Annotated in this window: 23 protein-coding genes and 1 pseudogene; 20 read left to right on the top strand and 4 right to left on the bottom strand. The window is 37.6% G+C overall.

What is annotated here, in order from left to right; translation table 11 throughout:
• The first annotated feature begins 74 nt into the window (after positions 1-74).
• Complete coding sequence (locus BLR86_RS26295; RefSeq protein WP_175493015.1) at positions 75-245, top strand: hypothetical protein; 171 nt, start codon at positions 75-77, stop codon at positions 243-245.
• 67 nt (positions 246-312) lie between these two features.
• Here BLR86_RS26295 and BLR86_RS22325 read toward each other — a convergent pair whose 3' ends face one another.
• On the bottom strand, positions 313-1,224 hold the full coding sequence (locus BLR86_RS22325; protein WP_090766990.1) for an EamA family transporter: 912 nt from the start codon (positions 1,222-1,224) through the stop codon (positions 313-315).
• Positions 1,225-1,509: 285 nt separating this feature from the next.
• Here BLR86_RS22325 and BLR86_RS22320 point away from each other — a divergent pair, with 285 nt between their 5' ends.
• Positions 1,510-2,673 carry a YecA family protein gene (locus BLR86_RS22320; protein ID WP_090766987.1) on the top strand — a complete coding sequence of 388 codons (1,164 nt, stop codon included), beginning with the start codon at positions 1,510-1,512 and terminating at the stop codon, positions 2,671-2,673.
• Between the two features lie 48 nt (positions 2,674-2,721).
• On the opposite strand, the gene BLR86_RS22315 is transcribed toward BLR86_RS22320, so the two are convergent.
• Entirely contained in the window at positions 2,722-3,939 is a 1,218-nt protein-coding gene (locus BLR86_RS22315) for an ROK family protein (protein WP_090766984.1), read from the bottom strand.
• Between the two features lie 263 nt (positions 3,940-4,202).
• Between BLR86_RS22315 and BLR86_RS22310 the strand changes: the two genes are divergently transcribed.
• Complete coding sequence (locus BLR86_RS22310) at positions 4,203-5,021, top strand: purine-nucleoside phosphorylase (RefSeq protein ID WP_090766980.1); 819 nt, start codon at positions 4,203-4,205, stop codon at positions 5,019-5,021.
• 365 nt (positions 5,022-5,386) lie between these two features.
• Here BLR86_RS22310 and BLR86_RS22305 read toward each other — a convergent pair whose 3' ends face one another.
• Positions 5,387-5,695, bottom strand: coding sequence for a CotD family spore coat protein (locus BLR86_RS22305; protein WP_090767103.1), 309 nt, complete (start codon positions 5,693-5,695; stop codon positions 5,387-5,389).
• A 312-nt stretch (positions 5,696-6,007) separates the two neighbouring features.
• On the opposite strand from BLR86_RS22305, the gene BLR86_RS22300 reads away from it, so the two are divergent.
• The 8 genes from BLR86_RS22300 (at position 6,008) to BLR86_RS22265 (ending at position 12,737) form a co-directional block, all read left to right on the top strand.
• Positions 6,008-6,907 (top strand): hypothetical protein, encoded by a 900-nt coding sequence (locus BLR86_RS22300; RefSeq protein ID WP_090766977.1) that lies wholly within the window; start codon positions 6,008-6,010, stop codon positions 6,905-6,907.
• A 117-nt stretch (positions 6,908-7,024) separates the two neighbouring features.
• On the top strand, positions 7,025-7,768 hold the full coding sequence (locus BLR86_RS22295; RefSeq protein WP_090766974.1) for an ABC transporter ATP-binding protein: 744 nt from the start codon (positions 7,025-7,027) through the stop codon (positions 7,766-7,768).
• Positions 7,749-8,483, top strand: coding sequence for an ABC transporter permease (locus BLR86_RS22290; protein ID WP_090766971.1), 735 nt, complete (start codon positions 7,749-7,751; stop codon positions 8,481-8,483). The genes BLR86_RS22295 and BLR86_RS22290 overlap by 20 nt, the downstream gene beginning before the upstream one ends.
• Before the next feature lie 19 nt (positions 8,484-8,502).
• The gene (locus tag BLR86_RS22285) at positions 8,503-9,960 is read left to right on the top strand and encodes a sensor histidine kinase (protein WP_090766967.1); all 1,458 of its coding nucleotides are present in this window, start codon (positions 8,503-8,505) and stop codon (positions 9,958-9,960) included.
• Positions 9,957-10,643, top strand: a complete 687-nt coding sequence (locus BLR86_RS22280) for a response regulator transcription factor (protein ID WP_090766964.1) — start codon at positions 9,957-9,959, stop codon at positions 10,641-10,643. Before BLR86_RS22285 ends, BLR86_RS22280 begins: the two co-directional genes overlap by 4 nt.
• A gap of 166 nt (positions 10,644-10,809) precedes the next feature.
• Positions 10,810-11,562: a COG4705 family protein gene (locus BLR86_RS22275; protein ID WP_254782430.1), complete on the top strand. Its 753-nt coding sequence runs from the start codon at positions 10,810-10,812 to the stop codon at positions 11,560-11,562.
• Between the two features lie 68 nt (positions 11,563-11,630).
• Complete coding sequence (locus BLR86_RS22270; RefSeq protein WP_090766958.1) at positions 11,631-12,278, top strand: phosphatase PAP2 family protein; 648 nt, start codon at positions 11,631-11,633, stop codon at positions 12,276-12,278.
• Between the two features lie 156 nt (positions 12,279-12,434).
• The gene (locus BLR86_RS22265; RefSeq protein ID WP_090766955.1) at positions 12,435-12,737 is read left to right on the top strand and encodes a hypothetical protein; all 303 of its coding nucleotides are present in this window, start codon (positions 12,435-12,437) and stop codon (positions 12,735-12,737) included.
• A gap of 71 nt (positions 12,738-12,808) precedes the next feature.
• Here the strand turns inward: BLR86_RS22265 and BLR86_RS22260 are convergent, their stop codons facing one another.
• Positions 12,809-13,510, bottom strand: coding sequence for a cysteine desulfurase family protein (locus tag BLR86_RS22260; RefSeq protein WP_302847247.1), 702 nt, complete (start codon positions 13,508-13,510; stop codon positions 12,809-12,811).
• Positions 13,511-13,637: 127 nt separating this feature from the next.
• Between BLR86_RS22260 and BLR86_RS22255 the strand changes: the two are divergent.
• The 9 genes and pseudogenes from BLR86_RS22255 to BLR86_RS22220 all read left to right on the top strand — a co-directional run.
• Positions 13,638-13,748, top strand: a pseudogene (locus BLR86_RS22255) (DUF3885 domain-containing protein); the annotation flags it as partial.
• 80 nt (positions 13,749-13,828) lie between these two features.
• Positions 13,829-14,305 carry a GNAT family N-acetyltransferase gene (locus BLR86_RS22250; RefSeq protein WP_090766945.1) on the top strand — a complete coding sequence of 159 codons (477 nt, stop codon included), beginning with the start codon at positions 13,829-13,831 and terminating at the stop codon, positions 14,303-14,305.
• 198 nt (positions 14,306-14,503) lie between these two features.
• Positions 14,504-14,947 carry a carboxymuconolactone decarboxylase family protein gene (locus tag BLR86_RS22245; protein WP_090766942.1) on the top strand — a complete coding sequence of 148 codons (444 nt, stop codon included), beginning with the start codon at positions 14,504-14,506 and terminating at the stop codon, positions 14,945-14,947.
• Positions 14,948-15,073: 126 nt separating this feature from the next.
• Positions 15,074-16,270, top strand: coding sequence for an MFS transporter (locus BLR86_RS22240; RefSeq protein ID WP_090766939.1), 1,197 nt, complete (start codon positions 15,074-15,076; stop codon positions 16,268-16,270).
• A gap of 112 nt (positions 16,271-16,382) precedes the next feature.
• On the top strand, positions 16,383-17,756 hold the full coding sequence (locus BLR86_RS22235; RefSeq protein ID WP_090766936.1) for a hypothetical protein: 1,374 nt from the start codon (positions 16,383-16,385) through the stop codon (positions 17,754-17,756).
• A gap of 30 nt (positions 17,757-17,786) precedes the next feature.
• Entirely contained in the window at positions 17,787-17,897 is a 111-nt protein-coding gene (locus tag BLR86_RS25820; protein ID WP_254782422.1) for an SDR family oxidoreductase, read from the top strand.
• A 515-nt stretch (positions 17,898-18,412) separates the two neighbouring features.
• Complete coding sequence (locus BLR86_RS22230; protein ID WP_090766933.1) at positions 18,413-19,228, top strand: ATP-binding cassette domain-containing protein; 816 nt, start codon at positions 18,413-18,415, stop codon at positions 19,226-19,228.
• A gap of 4 nt (positions 19,229-19,232) precedes the next feature.
• Complete coding sequence (locus BLR86_RS22225; protein ID WP_090766930.1) at positions 19,233-19,937, top strand: hypothetical protein; 705 nt, start codon at positions 19,233-19,235, stop codon at positions 19,935-19,937.
• A 476-nt stretch (positions 19,938-20,413) separates the two neighbouring features.
• Positions 20,414-20,917, top strand: a complete 504-nt coding sequence (locus BLR86_RS22220) for a GNAT family N-acetyltransferase (protein ID WP_090766928.1) — start codon at positions 20,414-20,416, stop codon at positions 20,915-20,917.
• Positions 20,918-20,990 lie beyond the last annotated feature (73 nt).

Genomic DNA, 20,990 nt, shown 5'->3' with positions numbered 1-20,990 from the left:
GATTGAAGAAGTGAAACTAAAAAGGTTTTGATTCGTAAAAGTGAATAGAAGAAATTAAAAGGGGGGGTTACATTTTGGGATTTTATTTCTATGCAACAATCGTTATAGGCATTTCTCTGATATATTACGGCTATATTAAGAAGAAAGATAATGAACTAAAGATAAAAGAATTGGAGTTAGAGGAAAAAAAGGTAGAGCTGGAGATGAAAAAATTAGATCAAGATACTAAGAATAGCTTTCTATGAGAATTGCAAAAGGGGACAGTTCTCATGGTACACATGAGAACTGTCCCCTTGGGCTGGTCCGCCATTCTTATAAGGTAGATTCCCTTTCCAAATAGGAAGGCTTTATTTTCGTTTTAGCTATCTTGAGATTTCCCGCTATAATTCCGCCTAATATTAAAACAACTCCGAGCCATTGGGACGTACTTACGTGTTCTGATAAGACTAGCGCTGATAAGATAACCGCTATAGGGAGTTCAGCGGATGTTAAAATGGTCCCAAGACCTGGTCCGATATGTGGCATGCCGATGGTAAATAGGATTGGCGGCAAGACTACTCCTAGTAGGCCAAGATAAAAACCGTACGGTGCAATTTCTAATAATACTGGTAATTGTAGTAACTCCGTTGGCGGACTGATGATGAAAACGGTAATCATGCCCCCAGTGGTAAATAAAGCACTTTTTTGCACAACAGGTGTATCTTTTTCCACACTACCGCTAAGAAAGATAAAAGTGGTATAGGTTATGGCAGAAAGCATACCCCAAATAGTTCCTTGCCACGTAATTTCCCCGCTGCCTCCAGCAATAATTCCAGAGGCAAATATTGAACCAATCACCAGAATAGCAATGGAAATAACCTTTCCCATTGTTGGTTTCTTTTTATAAAAAAACCATTCAAATAAGCTGCCAATCCAGACAAATTGAAATAAAAAGATAATCGCAAGCGATGCGTTAAGTGTTTGTAGTGATTGGTAATAAAATAGACTCGTTAAACCAAGTGGAATTCCCGATAAAAGTAATTTTCCTACTTTCGGCAGGGTCAGTTTTTTCTTTTTCGAAAAAAGAGCAATGATCCAGATTATTAAAGTACCCATTAAGAGTTGACTTCCTGTCACCGATGCACTGGTAAAACCAGCAGCATATGCTAACTTTACAAAAGTGGATAATGCACCGTAACAGCATCCCCCCAATAACACAAGTAGTGCGTAATGCCAAGTTTTCATTTTTTAATTACTCCTTTCATTCTATAAAACATAAAAAGCCACACAGCTAAATAAGCTGTGTGGCGAAAATAGAGATGTCTCTAGAAAAGTCCACTAACAAATTTTTTTGATTCAAAATTACTTTTTTTATTCTACATTGATTTAGAATGAATGTCAATAACCATTTTTTCATGGATCTATTATTATTCTAAAATAAAGATAAGGCACCACATTGAACTTTTACTTTATATGTGGACCAAAGTACAATGATAATGATAATAAACAGTAGAATGTGAGGCATATGAAATGACATTTTTAGAAAAACTTAAACCGCACTTGATTAGTGATGATGTATTAATCCAAGAAGTAGTCCTGCATGCACTTCATGATTATCCGAATGTCCCTGAAGATTGGACGAATGAATTACTGAAAGAAGCATTTAAAAACATAGAAAAACAAACCTCGATCTTAATCTATGTAGAAAATCTTACTTTCAATGAAGAGTCGATTCGGATTTTGATTGAAAATATCCCTTTGATGGATCCAACCAAACGCCATTTAGCGGTAAACCTATTACACCGTATCGAACCAGAACTAGCCCTTAAATTTAAGGAACAGCTTAAAAACTATCTTCCCGAGGATACATGGCCATTATACGCACTATTGTTACAAGGTACGGAAGAAGACGTTTACATGGAATATGGACAAGTCTTAAATGACCTTGATAGTGCAAAACCTTATCAAAATAACATCATTATTAAAGCTAAAAAATTGGCTGACTGTATAGTGAAAAATGGCTGGGTGACGGAAGATGAAATAAGTATAGTGCTTCAAGAGGAATTAAAGGAACAATGGTTCACATCAAATGGAATCTTAACCGTTTATATGATTGGGTTATTACAATTGAAGGAGTATATTCCTTTACTTGCCAGCTTAATGGTTCGTGATGATGACCGTTTGTTAGAAGAAGTTTCCGCAACGTTAATTAGCCTCCAATCGGATGAGGTGGTGAGGGAGGTAGGACCTTATCTAAAAATAGACGAAGCGATAATCTTTGCCGCTTCCGTTGTGGAAAACATTAAGACTGAATTGGCTGTTCAAGTTCTTAGAGAAGCCTACCGTTCTGCGAAAGAGCTAGACCAACAAGATATTCTTGCCGAAGCACTTTGTCATCAGCTTTCTGAAGAGGCTCTTCCCGAAATAAATGAACATATGAAGCTGGAATATTCTTCTGGGCTTGTAGATATAGAACAGACCGTTTATAGTTACTTTTCCATTATGGGAAAAGAGCATCCTGAAAAAGATGTCTGGAGACAAGTAGCACTGGAACGAGAGATGGAATTTAGAAAGTCAAGTGAACAGGGGAAGGATCCTGCCATAGCACCAGTTCGAAACGAAACGAAAGTTGGCCGAAATGATCCATGTCCTTGTGGAAGCGGGAAAAAATATAAAAAATGCTGTGGAAAATGATAGAAAAAGAAAGAAAATAGTGAAAGACCAAGAATCGTACTCTTGGTCTTATGACAGTTTCTCTTCAGTGAAATAATCCAGTACCATACATCCAGCTCCTTGGGCTACGATGTTGTAGGCTGCTGTTGACTTAATAATTTGAACGTGACTTTTAGGATAGTGCATGAGTCGATTTTTTGCTGTTTCAGAGACCACTTCGTAAAAAAGAGGTTTTGGCACCAAGGTTCCTCCGCAGACAACGATATCCGGTCGCAAAAGGAAAATGAGATTACTAAGGCCGATGCCAAAATAATAAGCTGCATCCTTCACTACCTCAAGACAAAGGGGGTCTTCTTTTTCTAGAGCATGTAAAATATGATGAAAATCAATCACTTCTATATCCTTAACGCTATCTAGAAGGGTAGATCCATTACCACGCTTCATTCGACGGACTACTTCATCACGAATGGCTGGCAGGCTGCTATATGCTTGTAAACACCCATATGATCCACATGAGCAACGGCGTCCGTGTATATCAACCACCACATGTCCAAAGGCATCATCCATCTCCATTTTAGTACGCACCAATTTACCATGTAAAATGGTGCCGCAACGAATGCCCATATCACTTGAGACAAAAACTAAATTATCTGTTTCCTTCCAGTAGTTTTTCCGGTATTCAGCTAAAGCTGCCAAATTTGTTCCATTATCTATGCATACATAGGTATTATTTTTTTGTTGTAAATAGTCGACAATATTTAGGTTATCCCATCCACCTGCAAGGAACAAATGAGGATTGATGATAACTCCCATTTCTGGATCAATTGAATCAAGAACGCCTATTCCAATTCCTAGCAATTTCTCCCTTGGAATTTTATGTTTTGTGACAAGTGTATCGATACATCGGGTTACATAATTTAATGTGTACGTTCCCGTGCATTGTGAGTCCATCCTTAATTTTTCAACGTCTAAGATCTCTAATTTTAGATCAAGGAGTAGCACGGTTGTGTATAAGTTGGTGATTTCTACACCAATTAAATAATAATGGTCAGGCTTGATGGCATACATCAATGGTTTACGTCCACCACTTGACTCTCCAATCCCACTATCGTAAATAAGTCCTTCTTGAACAAGTTCGTCCAGTAACCGTGTACAAGTCACATGTTTGTATCCAGTTAGTTCGGTAAGTGTATTAATCCTTACTGGTCCTAACTTACGAATTAGGCTATATAAAACTTTTAGGCTTTTTGTTTTTTGCGACGTTAAGCCTGCAAATTGCTTTAACATAAACTTCCTCCAAATTATTAGGTTACTCTATATTTTAACTAATTTTTTTATAAAGGAGAAGCGAACTTTTTTCCGTCCGTAAAAAAAGACACCTAATAAACAAAAATATACTGATTGTTTTTACTGAAATTTTATAAACTTTTTTTCAAAATGGTTTTTAGTTATTTACAATAGACGTAAAATCTATTAAACTTTTTTTATAAGTTGTTAGTAGCGATTAAACAGGTAATATAGTAGCTCATTAAATAATGGAGGTAATATACATGCACAATTTGCAAAATATTTTAGAAGCTAGAGATCTCATCATAAGTAAGACCAGCGATCGTCCAACGATTGGAATAATTTTAGGATCGGGATTAGGAACTCTTGCAGATGAAATCGCGAACCCTGTCACCATTCCTTATAGCGAGATTCCTCACTTTGCAAAAACGGAAGCAATCGGCCATGCCAACGAATTAGTCATTGGGGAACTAATGGGAAAAACCGTAGTGGCGATGAAGGGACGTTTTCATTATTATGAAGGCTTTACTTTAGATGAAGTCACTTTTCCAGTCCGTGTCATGAAGGCGCTGGGTGTAGAGAATCTATTCATCACGAATGCATGCGGTGCGATCAATACAAGCTTCAACCCAGGAGATTTAATGTTAATCACGGATCATATTAATTTAGTCGGAACCAATCCATTGATTGGGCCAAATAATAATGAGTTAGGAACCCGGTTCCCAGATGTTTCTCAAGTATATAATCGTGATTTACGAAACATTGCCGTTAACGTAGCAAAAGAACAAAACATCACCTTACAACAGGGCGTTTATGCTTGGTGGAGTGGACCAGCGTACGAAACTCCGGCTGAGATCCGTATGATTCGGACATTAGGCGCGGATGCTGTTGGTATGTCGACAGTCCCAGAGGCGATTGTAGCGATTCACGGAGGGTTGAAAGTTCTTGGTATTTCCTGTTTAACCAATATGGCATGCGGGATTCTAGATCAACCATTAAGTCATGATGAGGTCATTGAAGTAGCTGCCTTGGCAAGAGAGAAATTTATAAATCTGATAAAAGAAACGATTGTAAGAATGTAAATACAACATTGCTGACTTTTTATCATCACGATAAAAAGTCAGCTAGTTTATAATAACCAATAATAGTAAAACTATACTAACACTAACTAGGTGGATGGTTCACAGAATCTAGTAAGAGGAAGAGCCTGTCACCAAGGGATTATAATGTCTCTTGGTGATTGGCTCTTTTTGCGATTTTGGAGACGAAAAGCGCTTGAATGAACGATGATTTGTTGCAAAAAAGCCTTTCATTGTAAGAAAAGAGCTTGCAAACTTTTTTTAAAGCACAAAAATATGTTGTTTCCCGTTAAAATCGGCTTTTGGATTTTAACAACAATGTTTACAAACACCCCTTAATAAAAAAACCCCCTAATTAGGGGGTAAAGCTAGAATCCAAATGGTCCTGATGGACAACAAGGATTGTATGGCACACCGCACATTGTATGTGTTTCACAGCATTCATTAACACATGATTCTGTATGTGGGAAATAGTGTTGATGATTAATCATATGCTTGTTGACAGTTGTCGTGTGAGATGGATGGACATGAGTTACTACCTTATTAAATAAATTTGTTTTGACATATTGTTGTCCAGGGGAAACAAGTGGTGGATCATACTGTGCAGGAAACACTTGTGGCGGGCAGTATTGAGGAGGAGTTCCACACCCAAGTGGTGCACCGTATTGTCCTGGCATCATAGGTCCTGGAAAACCACCATACCGCATATTTCTATTCGTCATAAAAAGAACCTCCATGTGAATTTGTCTTGTGTCACCATTAGTCTATGAGCACTGTGATTATTGTGGACTAGTTAGATACCCATTTTTTGATTTTGAAATTATTTAAAAAATGGTTGGTGCCTGACACTTTTTTGTTGAAGCACAAGAAACGCCCCTGCTTCACACTTTATGTGATTTAAGAAACTTTTAATATTTCATTAATAGCCAGTTAAGGGTATTTATCTATGATTATTCTGTACCATCAATTTAGTTGGAGGAGGAACGTCAATGAAGAAGAAAGTACTGGCTGCTGCGGGCATTAGTGGATTATTAATGGCAGGAGGTGTTTTATCTGCATCTGCGTCCACATCTGGATACGACCTGTTCAAAACAGCTGTGAAGAAAACGCACACCGTCGAGAGTTTTACTGCCCATACCACTGCGTCATTAACGGATAACGGCAAGGAGATTTACCAGGTGGATTCGTTGAACACCTTAAATGTAAAGGATGAATCCGGAAATAGCTCCGTCAGTGTGACAAATGGCAGTACAACGACAAAGGTAGATTATTTTTCAAAGGCCGATCAAACGGTCGTGAAAAGCAGCAAGGATGATAACTACTATGTCAAACAAGAAAAAGAAGATAAGCAAGAGTCTAACCGAAAGGAACATAAAGATGAAAACCTCTCACCACAAATGCAAAAAGATGTAGAGGCCATCTTTGATGCGATTACAAAAAATTATCAGGACAAGATTACCACGAAGGATGGCGGCAATGGTCAAACAGAATTGCAACTAGATCTTTCGAAAAATCAAATACCTGCCGTTGGGCAGGCGGTTGTGTCCTTCTTCCTTAAGAATATCGACCAACAGAAGGACATGCGCGAAAAAGCGGAATTTGGTTCCTTACAGTTTACAGACCTAAAACCACAGCTTCCGCAATTGAAAAATAACATAAATGTATCCCGTGTCGTCCTAAACGGTGTAGTGGATAAGAGTGAATACTTAGTCGGGCAAGAAGCAGCGATTTATGTTTCCGGTGATGATGTAAATGGAACACACCATGACCTTGTCTTAAAGCTTTCAAACAAATTTAATCAATTAAATCAGGCAAAAGTAACAAGCGTTGATTTAACAGGCAAAAAGGTTGTCACCGTACAAGAAAAGCATGATGGACATGAAGATTAGCTTGCAAAAATAAACAACGAGGCAGGGGGCTTTTCCTCTGCTCTTGTTTCTAAAATTTGAAACTTACAAGCAGGCAGCTTGTTTAGATAAAAATTACTGTAAAAAGGAGTGAGCGATGTGCAGGTTCTTGAAGTGCAAAACGTCACGAAGCAATATAAAAATGGCCGTGGTGTTGAAAATATTAGTTTTTCCATCGAACAGGGTGAAATTTTCGGACTATTAGGACCAAACGGTGCCGGGAAAACAACGCTAATGAAGTGTATCGTAGCATTATGCCGCCTCGATCAGGGGGAGATTTTGATAAATGGGTATCATGTCAGGGAACAGTTTGAACAAGCGATGCAATCGGTAGGAACACTCATCAGCGGGGTGGAGGCGTTTGATTTTTTAACCGCCTATGAAAATCTCCACCTAGTGTCCCGACTCTATCCAACTCTTGAAAAAGGAAGAATCGACGAAGTGCTTCAGTGGGTGGGAATGGAGGCACATAAGCATGAAAAGGTGAAATCCTTTTCAACGGGAATGAGGCAGCGCTTGTATTTGGCAGCGGCCTTACTTTCCAATCCGTCTTTGGTGATCCTAGACGAGCCAACAAATGGCCTCGATATTGAAGGGAAACTGGATTTTCAGGAGCTGATTAGCCGGTTGGCAAAAGAAGAGGGTGTTACCTTCATCCTTTCCACTCATTTGATTGATGAAGTGGAGCGTTTATGTAATCGAATCGCGATTTTATCAAAGGGGAAAATTATTGGTGAAGTGGCGAGAAATCAATTAGAAGAAGGGCAAAACTTTGAGTCCTTTTATATGAGCAAAATTCGGAAAGGGAAGGACGTGAACCAAGATGCTGAACTTACAAAATGAGTGGATCAAATTAGTACGAAAAAAATCAACGCTTGTCTTGATATGCCTCTCAGCCTTATTCCCTTTACTTGTTGGCCCTGCTATTCAAATGATGCAAAGCAAATTTGGCTTCACTGCCTTTGATGGTGAGTCTTTCCCGCTTGTGATCTTAAGTTTAGCCGTCACCTTTTACCTGCCATTATTATTGGCCCTATGCGTCAGTGATCTATTTGCGGGGGAACAAGAGCAAAAGACACTATCCTTCCTGCTTGTAAGGCCGCTCTCACGGTTCAAGCTGTTCACTTCCAAGATAGTCTGTACGGGCATCTATTTATTGACCCTTTTACTCGTTGTCTGCCTTTCTTCATTAATTACAGGAGCCATTTGGCTGGAAAACTTCACTTTTAGTGGCATGGCAGTAAGTTTATTATCGTTCTTGTTATCATGGTTTCCATTAATGGCCATGGGAATCCTTTTGGTTTTCCTTGCCCAATGGGTTGGCTCGAGCAGCAAGGCCTTAACGTTTTCAATCCTTCTATACTTAGTAATGGTGGTCCTGACTTATCTTGTGCCTGCTATAGCTGCGTGGCTGCCGGTATACGATAGTAACTGGTATCAACGCTGGATCAATAATGGGTTGAATGTCGCAACTTTCGGTAGAAGTCTTTATCTTGTATCATTTTGTGCATTATTCTTCACACTAGGATACTATAAGTTTAGTCAAAAAGAATTCTAATGAGGAAAGTAGTGTTTCGATGTCTATTCGTTTAAGACTTTTATTATCGAATCTCGCCATGATTCTTGTGCCCATCATATTTGTCTGCTTATCTGCGCTGTTAGTAGCCTTACTTTTTAGAGGAGATATAAAAGAATTGCGAAACATCTACCTGCCGCCGGAGCACTACGGTCATATGACGGAAAAAAATCAATTATTAATTGATCTGCACAAGGAAACCATGAAGAATCCAGGAGAATTTTTGGACCAAACCTATTTACAGAAAATTGACAGCCAATTAAATAAAACGGTCGGCACTTCATTAGCGGTGAGAAAAGGAAAACAAATGATTTATGTCCCCGCCAAATTAAAAGGATTAGAAATGAATGAATTGCCGCCATTTGGCTTCTTTGGCGAAGTAGACCCAGTCGAACGGATCGATCATCAATTTATCTCAATTAAAAAGCTTGATTTTTTCTATCCTGACGGAGCAGAAGGTTCATTATTTTTTGTAACGGATGCGAGCAGTTTTGCTAAATTTGTACGGACCTCATTTCCGATTTTATTTATTGGTTTGATCATTATTTTAATTGGTACAAATGGATTGTTGACCTACCATGTGTCAAGAGGTATCATCCGCCCGATTCGGGGATTACAAAAGGCTGCTAAGCGAATGGAAGAAGGCGATCTGACACTGCCCATTCCGGTAACATCCAAGGATGAAATCGGGCAGCTTGCCCAAGGGTTTGAAGAAATGAGAGTGAGGTTAAAAGAATCGATTGAAACGCAGCTAGCCTATGAGGAAAATCGCAAAGAACTGATCGCCAATATTTCTCATGATTTAAAAACTCCGATTACGACGATTAAAGGATATGTGGAAGGAATTAGGGATGGGGTCGCCAACAGCCCTGAAAAAATTGATCGTTACATGCAAACGATTCATTCGAAATCCATTGAATTGGATCATATGATTGATGAACTTTTCTTATACTCTAAATTAGACTTGCAGCGGCTGCCATTTCATTTTGAAAAGATTCGTTTTGATCACTACCTGCAGGATTTTGTGGAGGACCTTCGCTTTGATTTGGAGGAAAAGGGGGTCGAAATCACACTAAACATAGAAAATGGTGATTATCACATCATTGGGGACCGTGAGCATTTGAAACGGGTGATTACCAATATTGTCGACAATTCGTTGAAGTATATTGATAAGCCGGACAAAGTGCTTTCCTTTCATATAGCGACAATTGATTCTACTGTTCTTTTCAGCATGACGGACAATGGACCAGGGATTACCGAAGAAAATTTATCGATCATCTTTGACCGCTTTTACCGCGTTGATACGGCACGCGGAACGGAAAAGGGCGGAAGTGGCCTCGGTTTATCGATAGCGAAGCGAATTATCGAAGAACATCATGGCTCCATCTGGGCGGAAAGCAGGCAAGGGCAAGGGACAACCATTTCATTTACGTTAAATAAAGCGGGTGAAGAGAAGTGAAACGAATTTTAATCATAGAAGATGATATAAGTATCGCAGAACTTGAGAGGGATTACTTAGAAATAGACGGCTTTTTGGTTGAGATTGCTCTAACAGGTGATGACGGCCTACAAAAGGCGTTAAGCGAGGAAGTCGACTTGGTGCTGCTCGATCTGATGCTGCCGGGGGTCGATGGCTTTCAAATCTGCAAAGCAATCCGAACCGAAAAGGATATTCCCATCCTGATGGTTTCGGCCAAAAAAGAAGACATTGATAAGATTCGTGGGTTGGGATTGGGGGCAGATGATTATATTGTCAAGCCTTTTAGCCCTAGTGAACTAGTCGCAAGGGTAAAGGCACATCTCTCTCGGTATCAACGACTAATTGGTAAGGAACCCCAAAATGACAGTATTATGATTCGTGGTTTGCGGATTGATCAGGCATCAAGACGGGTTTATGTCAATACCCAAGAGGTGGTTGTGACAACAAAGGAGTTTGATGTCCTAACTTTTTTTGCCCTTAATCCCAACCATGTGTTTAGTAAGGAACAGTTATTTGAAAAGTTATGGGGCTATGATTCCTTGGGTGACATTTCAACCGTTACCGTTCATATTCGAAAAATCCGGGAGAAGATCGAAACGGACCCTTCCAATCCTCAATATATTGAGACGGTTTGGGGTGCAGGATACCGGTTTAAAGGGTAAGGGAGCCGTAGGGACGGTTCTGGTGGCTTTTTTAAGCGAAGCTCAACTCTTTAAGCAACGTAAGAATTGATGAAATGTGATTTTCATGAACTCTTAAAAAACAGGAGGAACACTAGTGGGATACTCAGGAAATAAATACGAAAATCATCAATCTATAGGACGGCAGATGTTAAATAAAGTTCCAGAGGTCACCATCTTTTTCTGGATCATTAAAATTATGGCCACGACTGTGGGAGAAACGGCAGCAGACTTTCTGAATTTTAACCTGAACTGGGGCTTAACAAATACGACGATCGTTATGGCAGTTCTATTGCTCATCGCACTTTTCTTCCAGTTTCGATTGCGGAAATACGTGCCAAGTATTTACTGGCTCGCAGTCGTCATGATTAGTATCGTTGGCACTCTAGTAACTGATAATTTGGTGGACAATCTTGGTGTATCACTAGTGACGACAACCGTCATCTTCGGTCTCGCATTATTGGCGGCTTTTTGGGCTTGGTACTCAAGTGAAAAAACACTTTCCATTCACTCTATCTACACCTCCAAGCGGGAGGCGTTCTACTGGTTGGCGATTCTGTTCACTTTCGCATTAGGTACGGCAGCAGGGGACCTCATTGCAGAGGGTTTGAACATGGGCTATTGGAAGTCGGCTCTCATGTTTGCAATTCTTATTGTCGTGGTTACCTTTGCTTATTATCGATTAAAGCTGAATGCCGTGCTGTCCTTCTGGATTGCCTACATCTTGACCCGTCCTCTCGGAGCCTCTCTTGGCGACTTTTTATCACAGTCACGTAAAGACGGCGGTCTTGGCCTAGGTACGGTGGGAACGAGTGCCATCTTCCTTGTAACGATTTTAAGCTTAGTCCTCTACCTGACAAAAACGAAAAGAGACGAGCTTCCTAGATCAAAGAATGAATAAGAATACGATTTACTTATCACACTATTGTCGACAGACCCATTTCCAAATTGCTTGAGAGGAACCTTTTTATGAATCTAAAAACCCATCTATTGATCGCTTTCATCATTAGTTTAGTCTGCGTGGTCGGATTCACCATTACATCATTGTTCATAAGTGACCATAAAATTATCGATTTTGATCACGATATCATTGCTGCTATTCAAGGACTCGAATCGCCATTGTTAACAAAAGTGATGAGATTTTTCACTTTTATTGGTTCGACGCCGGTTGTGATTGTCCTAATGATCCTTGTAATCATCTTTCTTTATAAGGTATTGCATCATCGTTTAGAATTAATTTTGCTTATTTCAGCCATTCTTGGCTCAGCCGTTTTAAACCAAATTTTGAAACAGGTTTTTCATAGGATTCGTCCCAATTTCCATCGTCTGATTGATATTTCTGGGTACAGTTTCCCAAGCGGCCATGCCATGAATGCTTTTACAGTTTATGTGATCATTTCCTTCTTGCTCTGGCGTCATATTCCAAGTAAATGGGGAAGAAGCCTGTTAATTTGTATAAGTACTGTGATGATTCTAGCTATTGGAATTAGTCGCATCTATTTAGGGGTTCATTATCCCAGTGATATCATCGGCGGGTACTTAGCGAGCGGGTTCTGGTTAGCCGTTGCCATTTGGTTTTTCCAGTATTATAAAGAAAAACGTTATAGTAAAAAATAAAATAGGGTCAGTCCCTCGGTGAAATAAAGCTTTAACGCACCGGGGGACTAACCCCTTTTCTTCTTTTTTTATTTTTGGTACAAACATCCACACTCGGATACAAAACCAATCATAGTTTATCTAAATGAGTAGAAAAGAGAGGAGAAGAAGTCGTTTGTGGGGAATGATAATAAACAAAAACAAAAGCTGAATGAAGAAATAATCGTAGAAGAACAAATCATCCCTCTAGAAAAATACAATTTAGTTCACAATTGGAAACTCATAATGCAATTCAATTTTGCTTTATTTAAAAACAAAGATGAATTTGTAATTATTGATCATAATGATGAATATATAGCTCGTATTAGCATTTCCAATGGAGGGGTAATTGAATTTAAAAAAACGTTATATGACTTAACTCCTAAGATTGATTTTAATAATAAAACGATTAAGATACCTTTTATTAACAGAGCACGGTAAGGGATGAGTATTAATAATAAAAGGTTAATTAATTTCAGTAAAATCAACATTCAGTTAGAATAGAGCCTTTTTTAAAGCACACCATTTTGAAGGCTACAATACACAACAAGTGTTTTCAGGAGGGTATCAATATCACTTTTAGTAGTAAGGTGGGAGAAACTAATCCGCAGTGCACTGTCTGCAAGGGAACGACTAACTCCTAGTGATTCGAGCACAGATGGACCACGAGAATAAGGAGATTTAGACTTACATGCTGCTGCACTGGATATAAATATATCCCTGGAATCAAGAAATTCTACTACCTTTCTATTATCAAGCCCTGGCAGTGAGAAATTTACAATGTGTGGGGATCCTTGCTTATTTGAATTTAATACAGCTTTCGGAATTTGTTCTACTATCATTTCTGTACAATATTCCCTAAGCTCTTTCATATGCAAAAAATCTTTTTGCACAGTAGAAAATTTAATTCGTACCGCCTCACCAATACCACTAATAAAAGGAGTGTTTTCTGTTCCTGACCGCAAACCGTTTTCCTGTCCGCCTCCTAGAATACTAGAAAACATTTTTGTGCCATTTTTCACGAATAGTGCTCCAACACCTTTGGGACCATGGATTTTGTGAGCACTTATACTAATTAGATCGGCACCAATGCTCGTTGCAGTAGATGGGAACTTTCCATACCCCTGTACCGCATCACAATGTAGAAGGGCGGGGGATTGTTTTTTTCTAATGATTTGTTTAATCTCATTTATTAGTTGACACTTACTTCCTATAATTGTAACAATTATTATACATAATGTTTAGCAAATTTAAAGGTAAATGTTGATATTAGATATTTTCCTTAATTCTCGCTATAGAGGTAATCCTTCTCAATGAATGGACAGACGTTTACGATGACAAGGGTGTGATTTGTTAGCAACTTCACCCGCTACAATAAGAGATGTTTATAATAGACATAATGACTGGATTTTAGACTATGATAGACCTAGAATTGATAAGGTATTTAATTGAATTTTGTTTAAGGGAAACGTGCCATAAATAGGCGTCTCCCATTTTAAAATCAACTTTAGATCTGGGAGAGGAAGAGTACAATGCGGATTCGTGAAATTGAAGAAAGGGACAATCAAAAAATTGAGCAAATAATCAAACGCTCATTGGAATCTTTTAATTTAAACATTCCAGGAACAGCCTATTTTGATCCCCAACTAAGCAATCTAGCACAATTTTACAAGGAACAATCAAATGCAAAGTATTGGGTTGCGGTGAATGAACTAGATGAAGTAGTAGGTGGTGTAGGGATTGCACCATTTGGTCAAAAGAGGGAGATTTGCGAGTTGCAGAAGCTGTATATTACACCCGTGGCTCAAGGGAAATGTCTATCGAAGGAACTTATGAAAGTGGCACTAAACTTCGCCAAGGAGCATTACACATACTGTTACTTAGAAACAGTCAAAAAACTTCAAACAGCTAATCTCCTTTACAGCAAATTAGGCTTCCAACAACTTGAGAGAGCATTAGAGGATTCAGAACATAATGCCATGGATGCTTGGTATATAAAAGAGTTATGAAAAACTTCTAGTGTACGGATGTTTCCATTTTAGAATTAGGGCGTGATACCCTAACGTGATTCGCAAAAAGCTCTGTTCGTTTTGCGTGTTAAAAGGAATGATCGTTTTCATTTACAACATTTATAGTAAAATCCGCCAATGTCTATATTTTTAGGAATGGTATAATGATCGTATACTAAAGCAAAGGGGTCTTTCTTTATGAGCCAAAGAGTTTCTTACTATGAAATTGCATCTGATGGTATGAAAATAATGATGGAGATGGAAAAATACACGAAAACGACAGCAATCGAACGAAAACTTCGTGAGCTTATTAAAATTCGTGCATCTCAAATTAACGGCTGTGCATATTGTTTGAATATGCATACAGCAGATGCTCGAAAAATGGGTGAAACCGAACAACGAATATACTGTGTTAGTGCTTGGCAAGAGTGTGAATTTTATACAGAAGCAGAAAAAGTAGCTTTAGAGTTGGCAGAACATGTGACATTAATCCCGACAAAACGTGTTCCAGATGAGCTTTATCAACGAGTGCGTGTACATTATGATGAGAAACAGTATGTTGACCTTGTTCTAATCATTAATCAAATTAACAGTTGGAACAGAATTTCCATTGCAATGGGGAATATAGCAACTGAAAAATGATTATTCTAGGACGAACATCTTATGGATGTCCGTTTTTTCTTTGTAGACCATTTTTAAGGAGGTCTATCGAAAATAGTATAATTAATACTACTAAACATAAAAACAACAGAGAGAGGAGGCATAAAGTTGAGTAAATCAAAATTATGGACAAAAGAATTTATCATCATGTCCGTATCCACTTTTTTTGGGGGGTTAACCTTTTATTTATTAATAACGACTTTAAGCGTTTATGCGATTGAAGAATTTAACGCTTCACAAAGCATGGCGGGTCTTGCGTCAAGTATATTTGTAGTGGGGGCACTAGTTTCACGTCTTTTTGCTGGAAAATATATTGAAATCATTGGACGTAAAAAGATGCTTTATGGCGGGCTATTTATATTTTTGATTGTGATGTTGTTATATTTTTTTATAGAAAACATGAACGTATTATTGTTTATTCGTTTTGTTCATGGAGCAGCGTTTGGAGTGTTTACCACAGCTGTATCAATTGTTCTCATGGATATTATTCCAAATGATCGTCGAGGGGAAGGAATAAGCTATTTTTCATTAAGTATAACCCTTGCAATGGCCGTTGGTCCCTTCCTAGGTCTTTATATTAGCCAGCAAGGAAGTTTTACGATGATATTTGTAGTTTGTACACTTTTCTCTCTCATAAGTACGATTATCTTATTATTTGTGCATATCCCAAAAGGAGGCATCACAAAAGATCAGCTTAATGAAATGAAAGGTTTCAAGTTGAAAGATTTTTTCGAAATAAAGGCTGTTCCAATCTCTATCATAATTGCCATTATGGGGTTTGCGTACTCTGGTATCCTGTCATTTATGACTGCTTATGCAAAAGAAATCGATTTAATGGAGGCTGCAAGTTTCTTCTTTCTTGTATATGCTATATTCATCTTGATTTCAAGACCATTCACTGGACGGTTATTAGATCAAAAAGGGGATAACATTGTGATGTATCCAGCGTTACTATTATTTGTAATCGGATTAGTTACCCTTAGTCAAGCCCACCAAGGATTCACTTTCCTTTTAGCAGGAGCGCTCATTGGTCTTGGATTTGGAACGATGTCGTCTTGCTGTCAAGCCATTGCCATAAAGGAATCACCGCGTCACCGAGTGGGGCTTGCAACCTCAACCTTTTACGTATTTATGGATTCGGGCGTAGGTATTGGCCCTTTTCTAGTAGGATTTATGATTCCTATTGTTGGTTTTCGTGGCTTGTATTTAACCTTGGCAGTGGTAGTATTTGCGAGTATTTTTTTGTACTTTGTACTTCATGGAAAAAAGAAACCTACCGAAAACAATATCCTACAAGCGAGCTAGTATTTAGCTCCTTATTTAAAATCGACCTTGGTCAACTACCATGAAAATATATTTCTTCAAATAAAGAAATATGTCAATGCGTAAGAAGACCCCCACAATTAAGGAGGTAAAAATGAAACAATACCCATTGTCTCGCTATCTTTATATTTTTTATTCATTCGTATTTTTGATCCAAACTATTAATGTTTTTATAGATAGTGAGACTATAAAGTACATACTGGGAATACTTGCTATTTTAATGCTCATTGTGTCATTCCCAATGGCATCACGACTTTTCAAAATTCTTGGAGGATCATTCCTAATCATAGGTGGATATTTATTCATTACCACAGGTCAATCTTTCCATGTTATTCCTAGTTTATTAACTTCGAATCTGTCTCTATTGACACTTTTAGCCATGCTGCCTTGGATGAATAGCATTGTTCGGAGTGGAAGATTTGATCGGAATTTGAATCTACTTATGAAAGTGAATGTCGCAGATCTAGGTAAATTATATCCTCGGAGTTCCCTAACTACGCATATACTTGCGGCTTTTTTAAATTTATCAGCTGCGACAATCTCACAGGATGTCCTTAAGAGTACGTTGGCTCCTTTTAGTAAAGAGATTCGTAATTCATTTATTACAACAGCATCCTTAAGAGGCTACTCACTAGCACTATTGTGGAGTCCGTTAGAGATTATGGTCGCAGTGTCTATATTTGCAACCGGTGTTGATTATGTAACCCTATTGCCATGGTTAATTTTCATGGCGGTTATTGCCTATTTATTAGACGCTCTTTTTGGACGCATTTATTATAAAAAATACACATTTGAACAAGTGAGTATAAATAAACAGCCAAAAATCAATAGAAAAGAATTAGTGAAAAAAATGATACAGTTCATTATTGCACTGATCTTATTCCTGATACTTGTTATTTTGCTTGGAAATCTATTTCATTTAAACTTTACATTAATTGTAACGATGATTATCTTCCCATTTGCTTTCATTTGGTCGTTACTTATGAAAAGACGGAGAAGTTTTTGGATAATTGGTTGGAATAATTGGAAGACAAAGACAAATACAATGCAGAATTTTATCGTATTATTTATCTCACTTTCATTATTTTCTACTAGTTTAGGAGATACATCGTTTTTAGAAGTGATTCAAAAACCACTTTCCTTTGTTTCAGATTATCCAATGCTAATCTTATTTCTTATCCAATTTATCTTTGTTTTCTTAAGTATGTTCGGTATTCACCCAATCGCTACTGTGGGTATATTAACCGGAATCATTACACCTTTATTAGAAGTGATGAATCCTGTTAGTATTGCCCTTGTCCTAATAACGGGGTCTGTTGCAACCTTCACAGTAGGAACATATGGGTTGCTAGTTACATTAACCGCTATGGGTACTGAGCAAAGCCCATTCCGTATTACCCTGAAGAATATGCCATTTGCAATCTGCATGTGGATTATCGGAACCCTTGTAGCCTATTTTTTATTATAATTGGAAATTATGCTATTTAGGAGTGCTGTGATGTTAGCCTTCGCGATGCTAAAAGGAGTCGGGATGTTTTTAGCATCTGAGGCAAGTGGGTTTATTACAGGTGAAATAATAGTGGTTGATGGTGGATTTGATGCATCGTAAAGGAAGTATATACAATTAATATGAGAATATAAATGTTTAGGGCTTCCTCTGGGAGTCCTTTTTAATTTTTTAAAATGGCTCTGTTAAACGGTAGTGTTGATAAATACAAGAAAGTCGATTCGTTACCATAGACCAAAAAATGAGCTGTAGCGGTAACGAATAATACCTATTCGTTACCGTAAACCACAAAAATGGACTATAGCGGTAACGAATAATACCTATTCGTTACCGTAAACCATAAAAATAAGCTATAGCGGGCACGAATAGGGTTCATCCAAAAAGTTTTCATGAAAAATCAACACCAATCTATAACAGAGCTTTTAAAAAAGGAAATGTGAAGAGATCACGATACGTGGACAAAAAGAAAAATTGATAATTCCAACCCGTGTGGAAATTATTGTATAATTGAAGAAGCGTGTTATTTTCTAAGAGAGGGACCTGGAGGAAAAAGGAGGCTTTCGACTTTGCTTGAGAATTTCTGTAAGTAAAATGTAGGAAGATGGAAGTGGTTTTTAATGAAAATATTCGAGGCAAATAATGCTTGCAAAAAGATAGATGGAAGAATGCTAATTAATGAAGTATCAATAAGCATTTCACAAGGGGAAAGAGTAGCGATCACAGGTAAAAATGGATCGGGAAAAAGCAGCCTGTTGAAACTGATTGGTGGTATCTTTACAGAAACGGAAGGGCAAGTGAAGCGAGCCCAACTGAACATTGGCTATGTACCAGAACACTTTCCAGAAAATATCCGATTTAACATACAGGATTATTTAATGTTAATGGGTAAAATGTCTTCGAATTCGGATGAAGGAATTTTAAAAAGAATTGAGAAGTATGCTGAACAGTTTGCCATTACAGAATTCCTAACTACCCCTTTAAAAAATTGTTCAAAAGGCACAAAGCAGAAAGCCGGAATTATCCAGTCATTACTAAATAACCCCGATTTATTACTATTAGACGAGCCCCTAACTGGGTTAGATGATAAGGCGAAAATTGAACTTTTGAATCAGCTAAACACACTCCAAAGGGATCAAACGATCATTTTCACTGCACATGAGTCGCTACTAATTGAAGGATTAGCCGATAGGGTTCTTACTGTAGAAAGTGGAAGAATTGTCTCCGATTCAACTACAATCAAAAAAGAGAAAGTAAGATTGATAAGAGCAAAAATCCCCACTAGGGAGATACTAGCAGAGATTCCGTCTATTAGGCATGAATTTGTAGGGGGAGATTCTGTTGAAATCATTGTTTTAGCTAAAGAGTCTGATAAGATTTTGACTATGTTACTTGAACGGGAATGTTCAATATTGGAACTAACAGAGAAGAGGTAGTACGTTGTCAGCATTTGTACGTTATCAAATTATAAGTTATGTTCGATCCTTAAAATTTATCCCACCAGTTGTTATTTTTTTTGCATCGGTGTTTATTTTATATGCCTATAAAAATGTACCAATCCTTAGTAGTTATGCAGTATCTTCTATAGCAATGTACTTAATTATGACATGGATTACCAAGTCCATTTTTACTTTGGACGAAGAAAGCGAAAAGCATATGTTAATCTCTCATCTTAGAAGAAAGGTGCGTTACTTATTTGGCAAATGGCTAACGATTCTAGTAGTCATGATCCCTTTACTTTTGTTTGCGATCTTTTTCCCCATCATGACAGAAAGCTTTAAAGGGAATATGTCGATCAAGCTATATGCTTATGCATTTTATAGCCACTTGGTCTTTATGACATTTGGAATATTAGTAGGAACCCTGTTTTCGGCTACCAAACTTGCATCAAAAAAATACGCCTGGCTATCTGCTGTATTTATCATCGTCGTTTCACTCGCCTCAAAATCTATTATAGGCGTATCAATGTTTTTTAAATGGATTTTGTGGGTCTTCCCCCCAGTGTTCAAGGTAATTGGGTATATGGAAGGCGAGGATCAAGTTCTAATAAATACGCAATTAATAATTGATGGTGTTTTTGTAGTTTTTTACCTAATCATCGGAGCTGCCATGTTAGTTCCTCTTTTTTTAAAAAAAGAAAGTTAGCGAGATGATTTCGATTGTACACTTTAATTTCTTCTTAGAAGTTTCTTATTGCACACTAAGGAGTATTTTTTCTGGGATGAGAAGTGCTCTTTTTTGTGGAAGTAATTAAGCTAACGTAGTAGGTTCATGGAATAAGGAATATTTTGGTGTAAAGAGCATAACTCTTAGTATATGGCTGTTTTCCGAAATGTTGCTGCTATTTTACAAATCATCATATTGATTTTTCGTCAGTTAAGGAGGAAATCAAATGGATTGGTATATATGGTTCGCAGTAATTGTTGCTGTTGTTATTATTATTGGGCTTAAATCTTCTAAAAAGAAATAATGCTTGTTGAACAAAAGGGTGCAAGAGTTAAAGAAAATGATCGCTGCGGCGGTCTTTTTTCTTGTTGTACTAATTGTCAGTTTAACTTAACAACAAGTAATAACTTTATTGTAATGAAACAAATAGATTAATTGTTTAAAGGGGAAAAATAGTGGAAATTAGAATTTTAAATTCATTAGAGGATGCAGAAAAGTATCGTAGCATTAGACTCGAATCATTAAAAAATATTCCAGAAGCATTTGCTTCCAGTTATGAAGAAGAAAAAGACTTTTCTATTGAAAAATATCAAAACGAGTTTCAATCGAACGACTCTTTTACTTACGGAGCTTTTGAGAAGGGAAAACTGGTTGGAGTCATTACTTTATATGTAGAAAAGTTATATAAACTAAGACATAGGGCACATATTGGAGCAATGTATGTTTCTGATTCCATAAGAGGTTTAGGAATTGGGAAGGCTTTAATGGGAGAAGCAATAGAGAAAGCAAAAAATATAGAAGGGTTGGAACAGGTATATTTAGCGGTTGTTTCAACAAATGAACCAGCAAAAAAACTTTATTCCTCATTGGGATTTGAAGTTTTTGGTACAGAGAAAAAAGGTTTAAGGCTGAAAAATAATCTTTATTTTGATGTAGACTTTATGATTATGTATTTATAAGTGTGATTGAACTGTGTGCTTTACTTTAACAAGGGTAAAGCCTTTTTTGTTGTGCAACTAACTGTACAGTTTA

Origin of the sequence: Bacillus sp. OK048 (assembly GCF_900103525.1) — a bacterium.
In the GTDB taxonomy this organism is placed as follows: Bacteria; Bacillota; Bacilli; order Bacillales; family Cytobacillaceae; genus Neobacillus.
The sequence above is the reverse complement of the archived record's forward strand: the minus strand, read 5'-3'. Positions and strand labels throughout refer to the sequence as shown.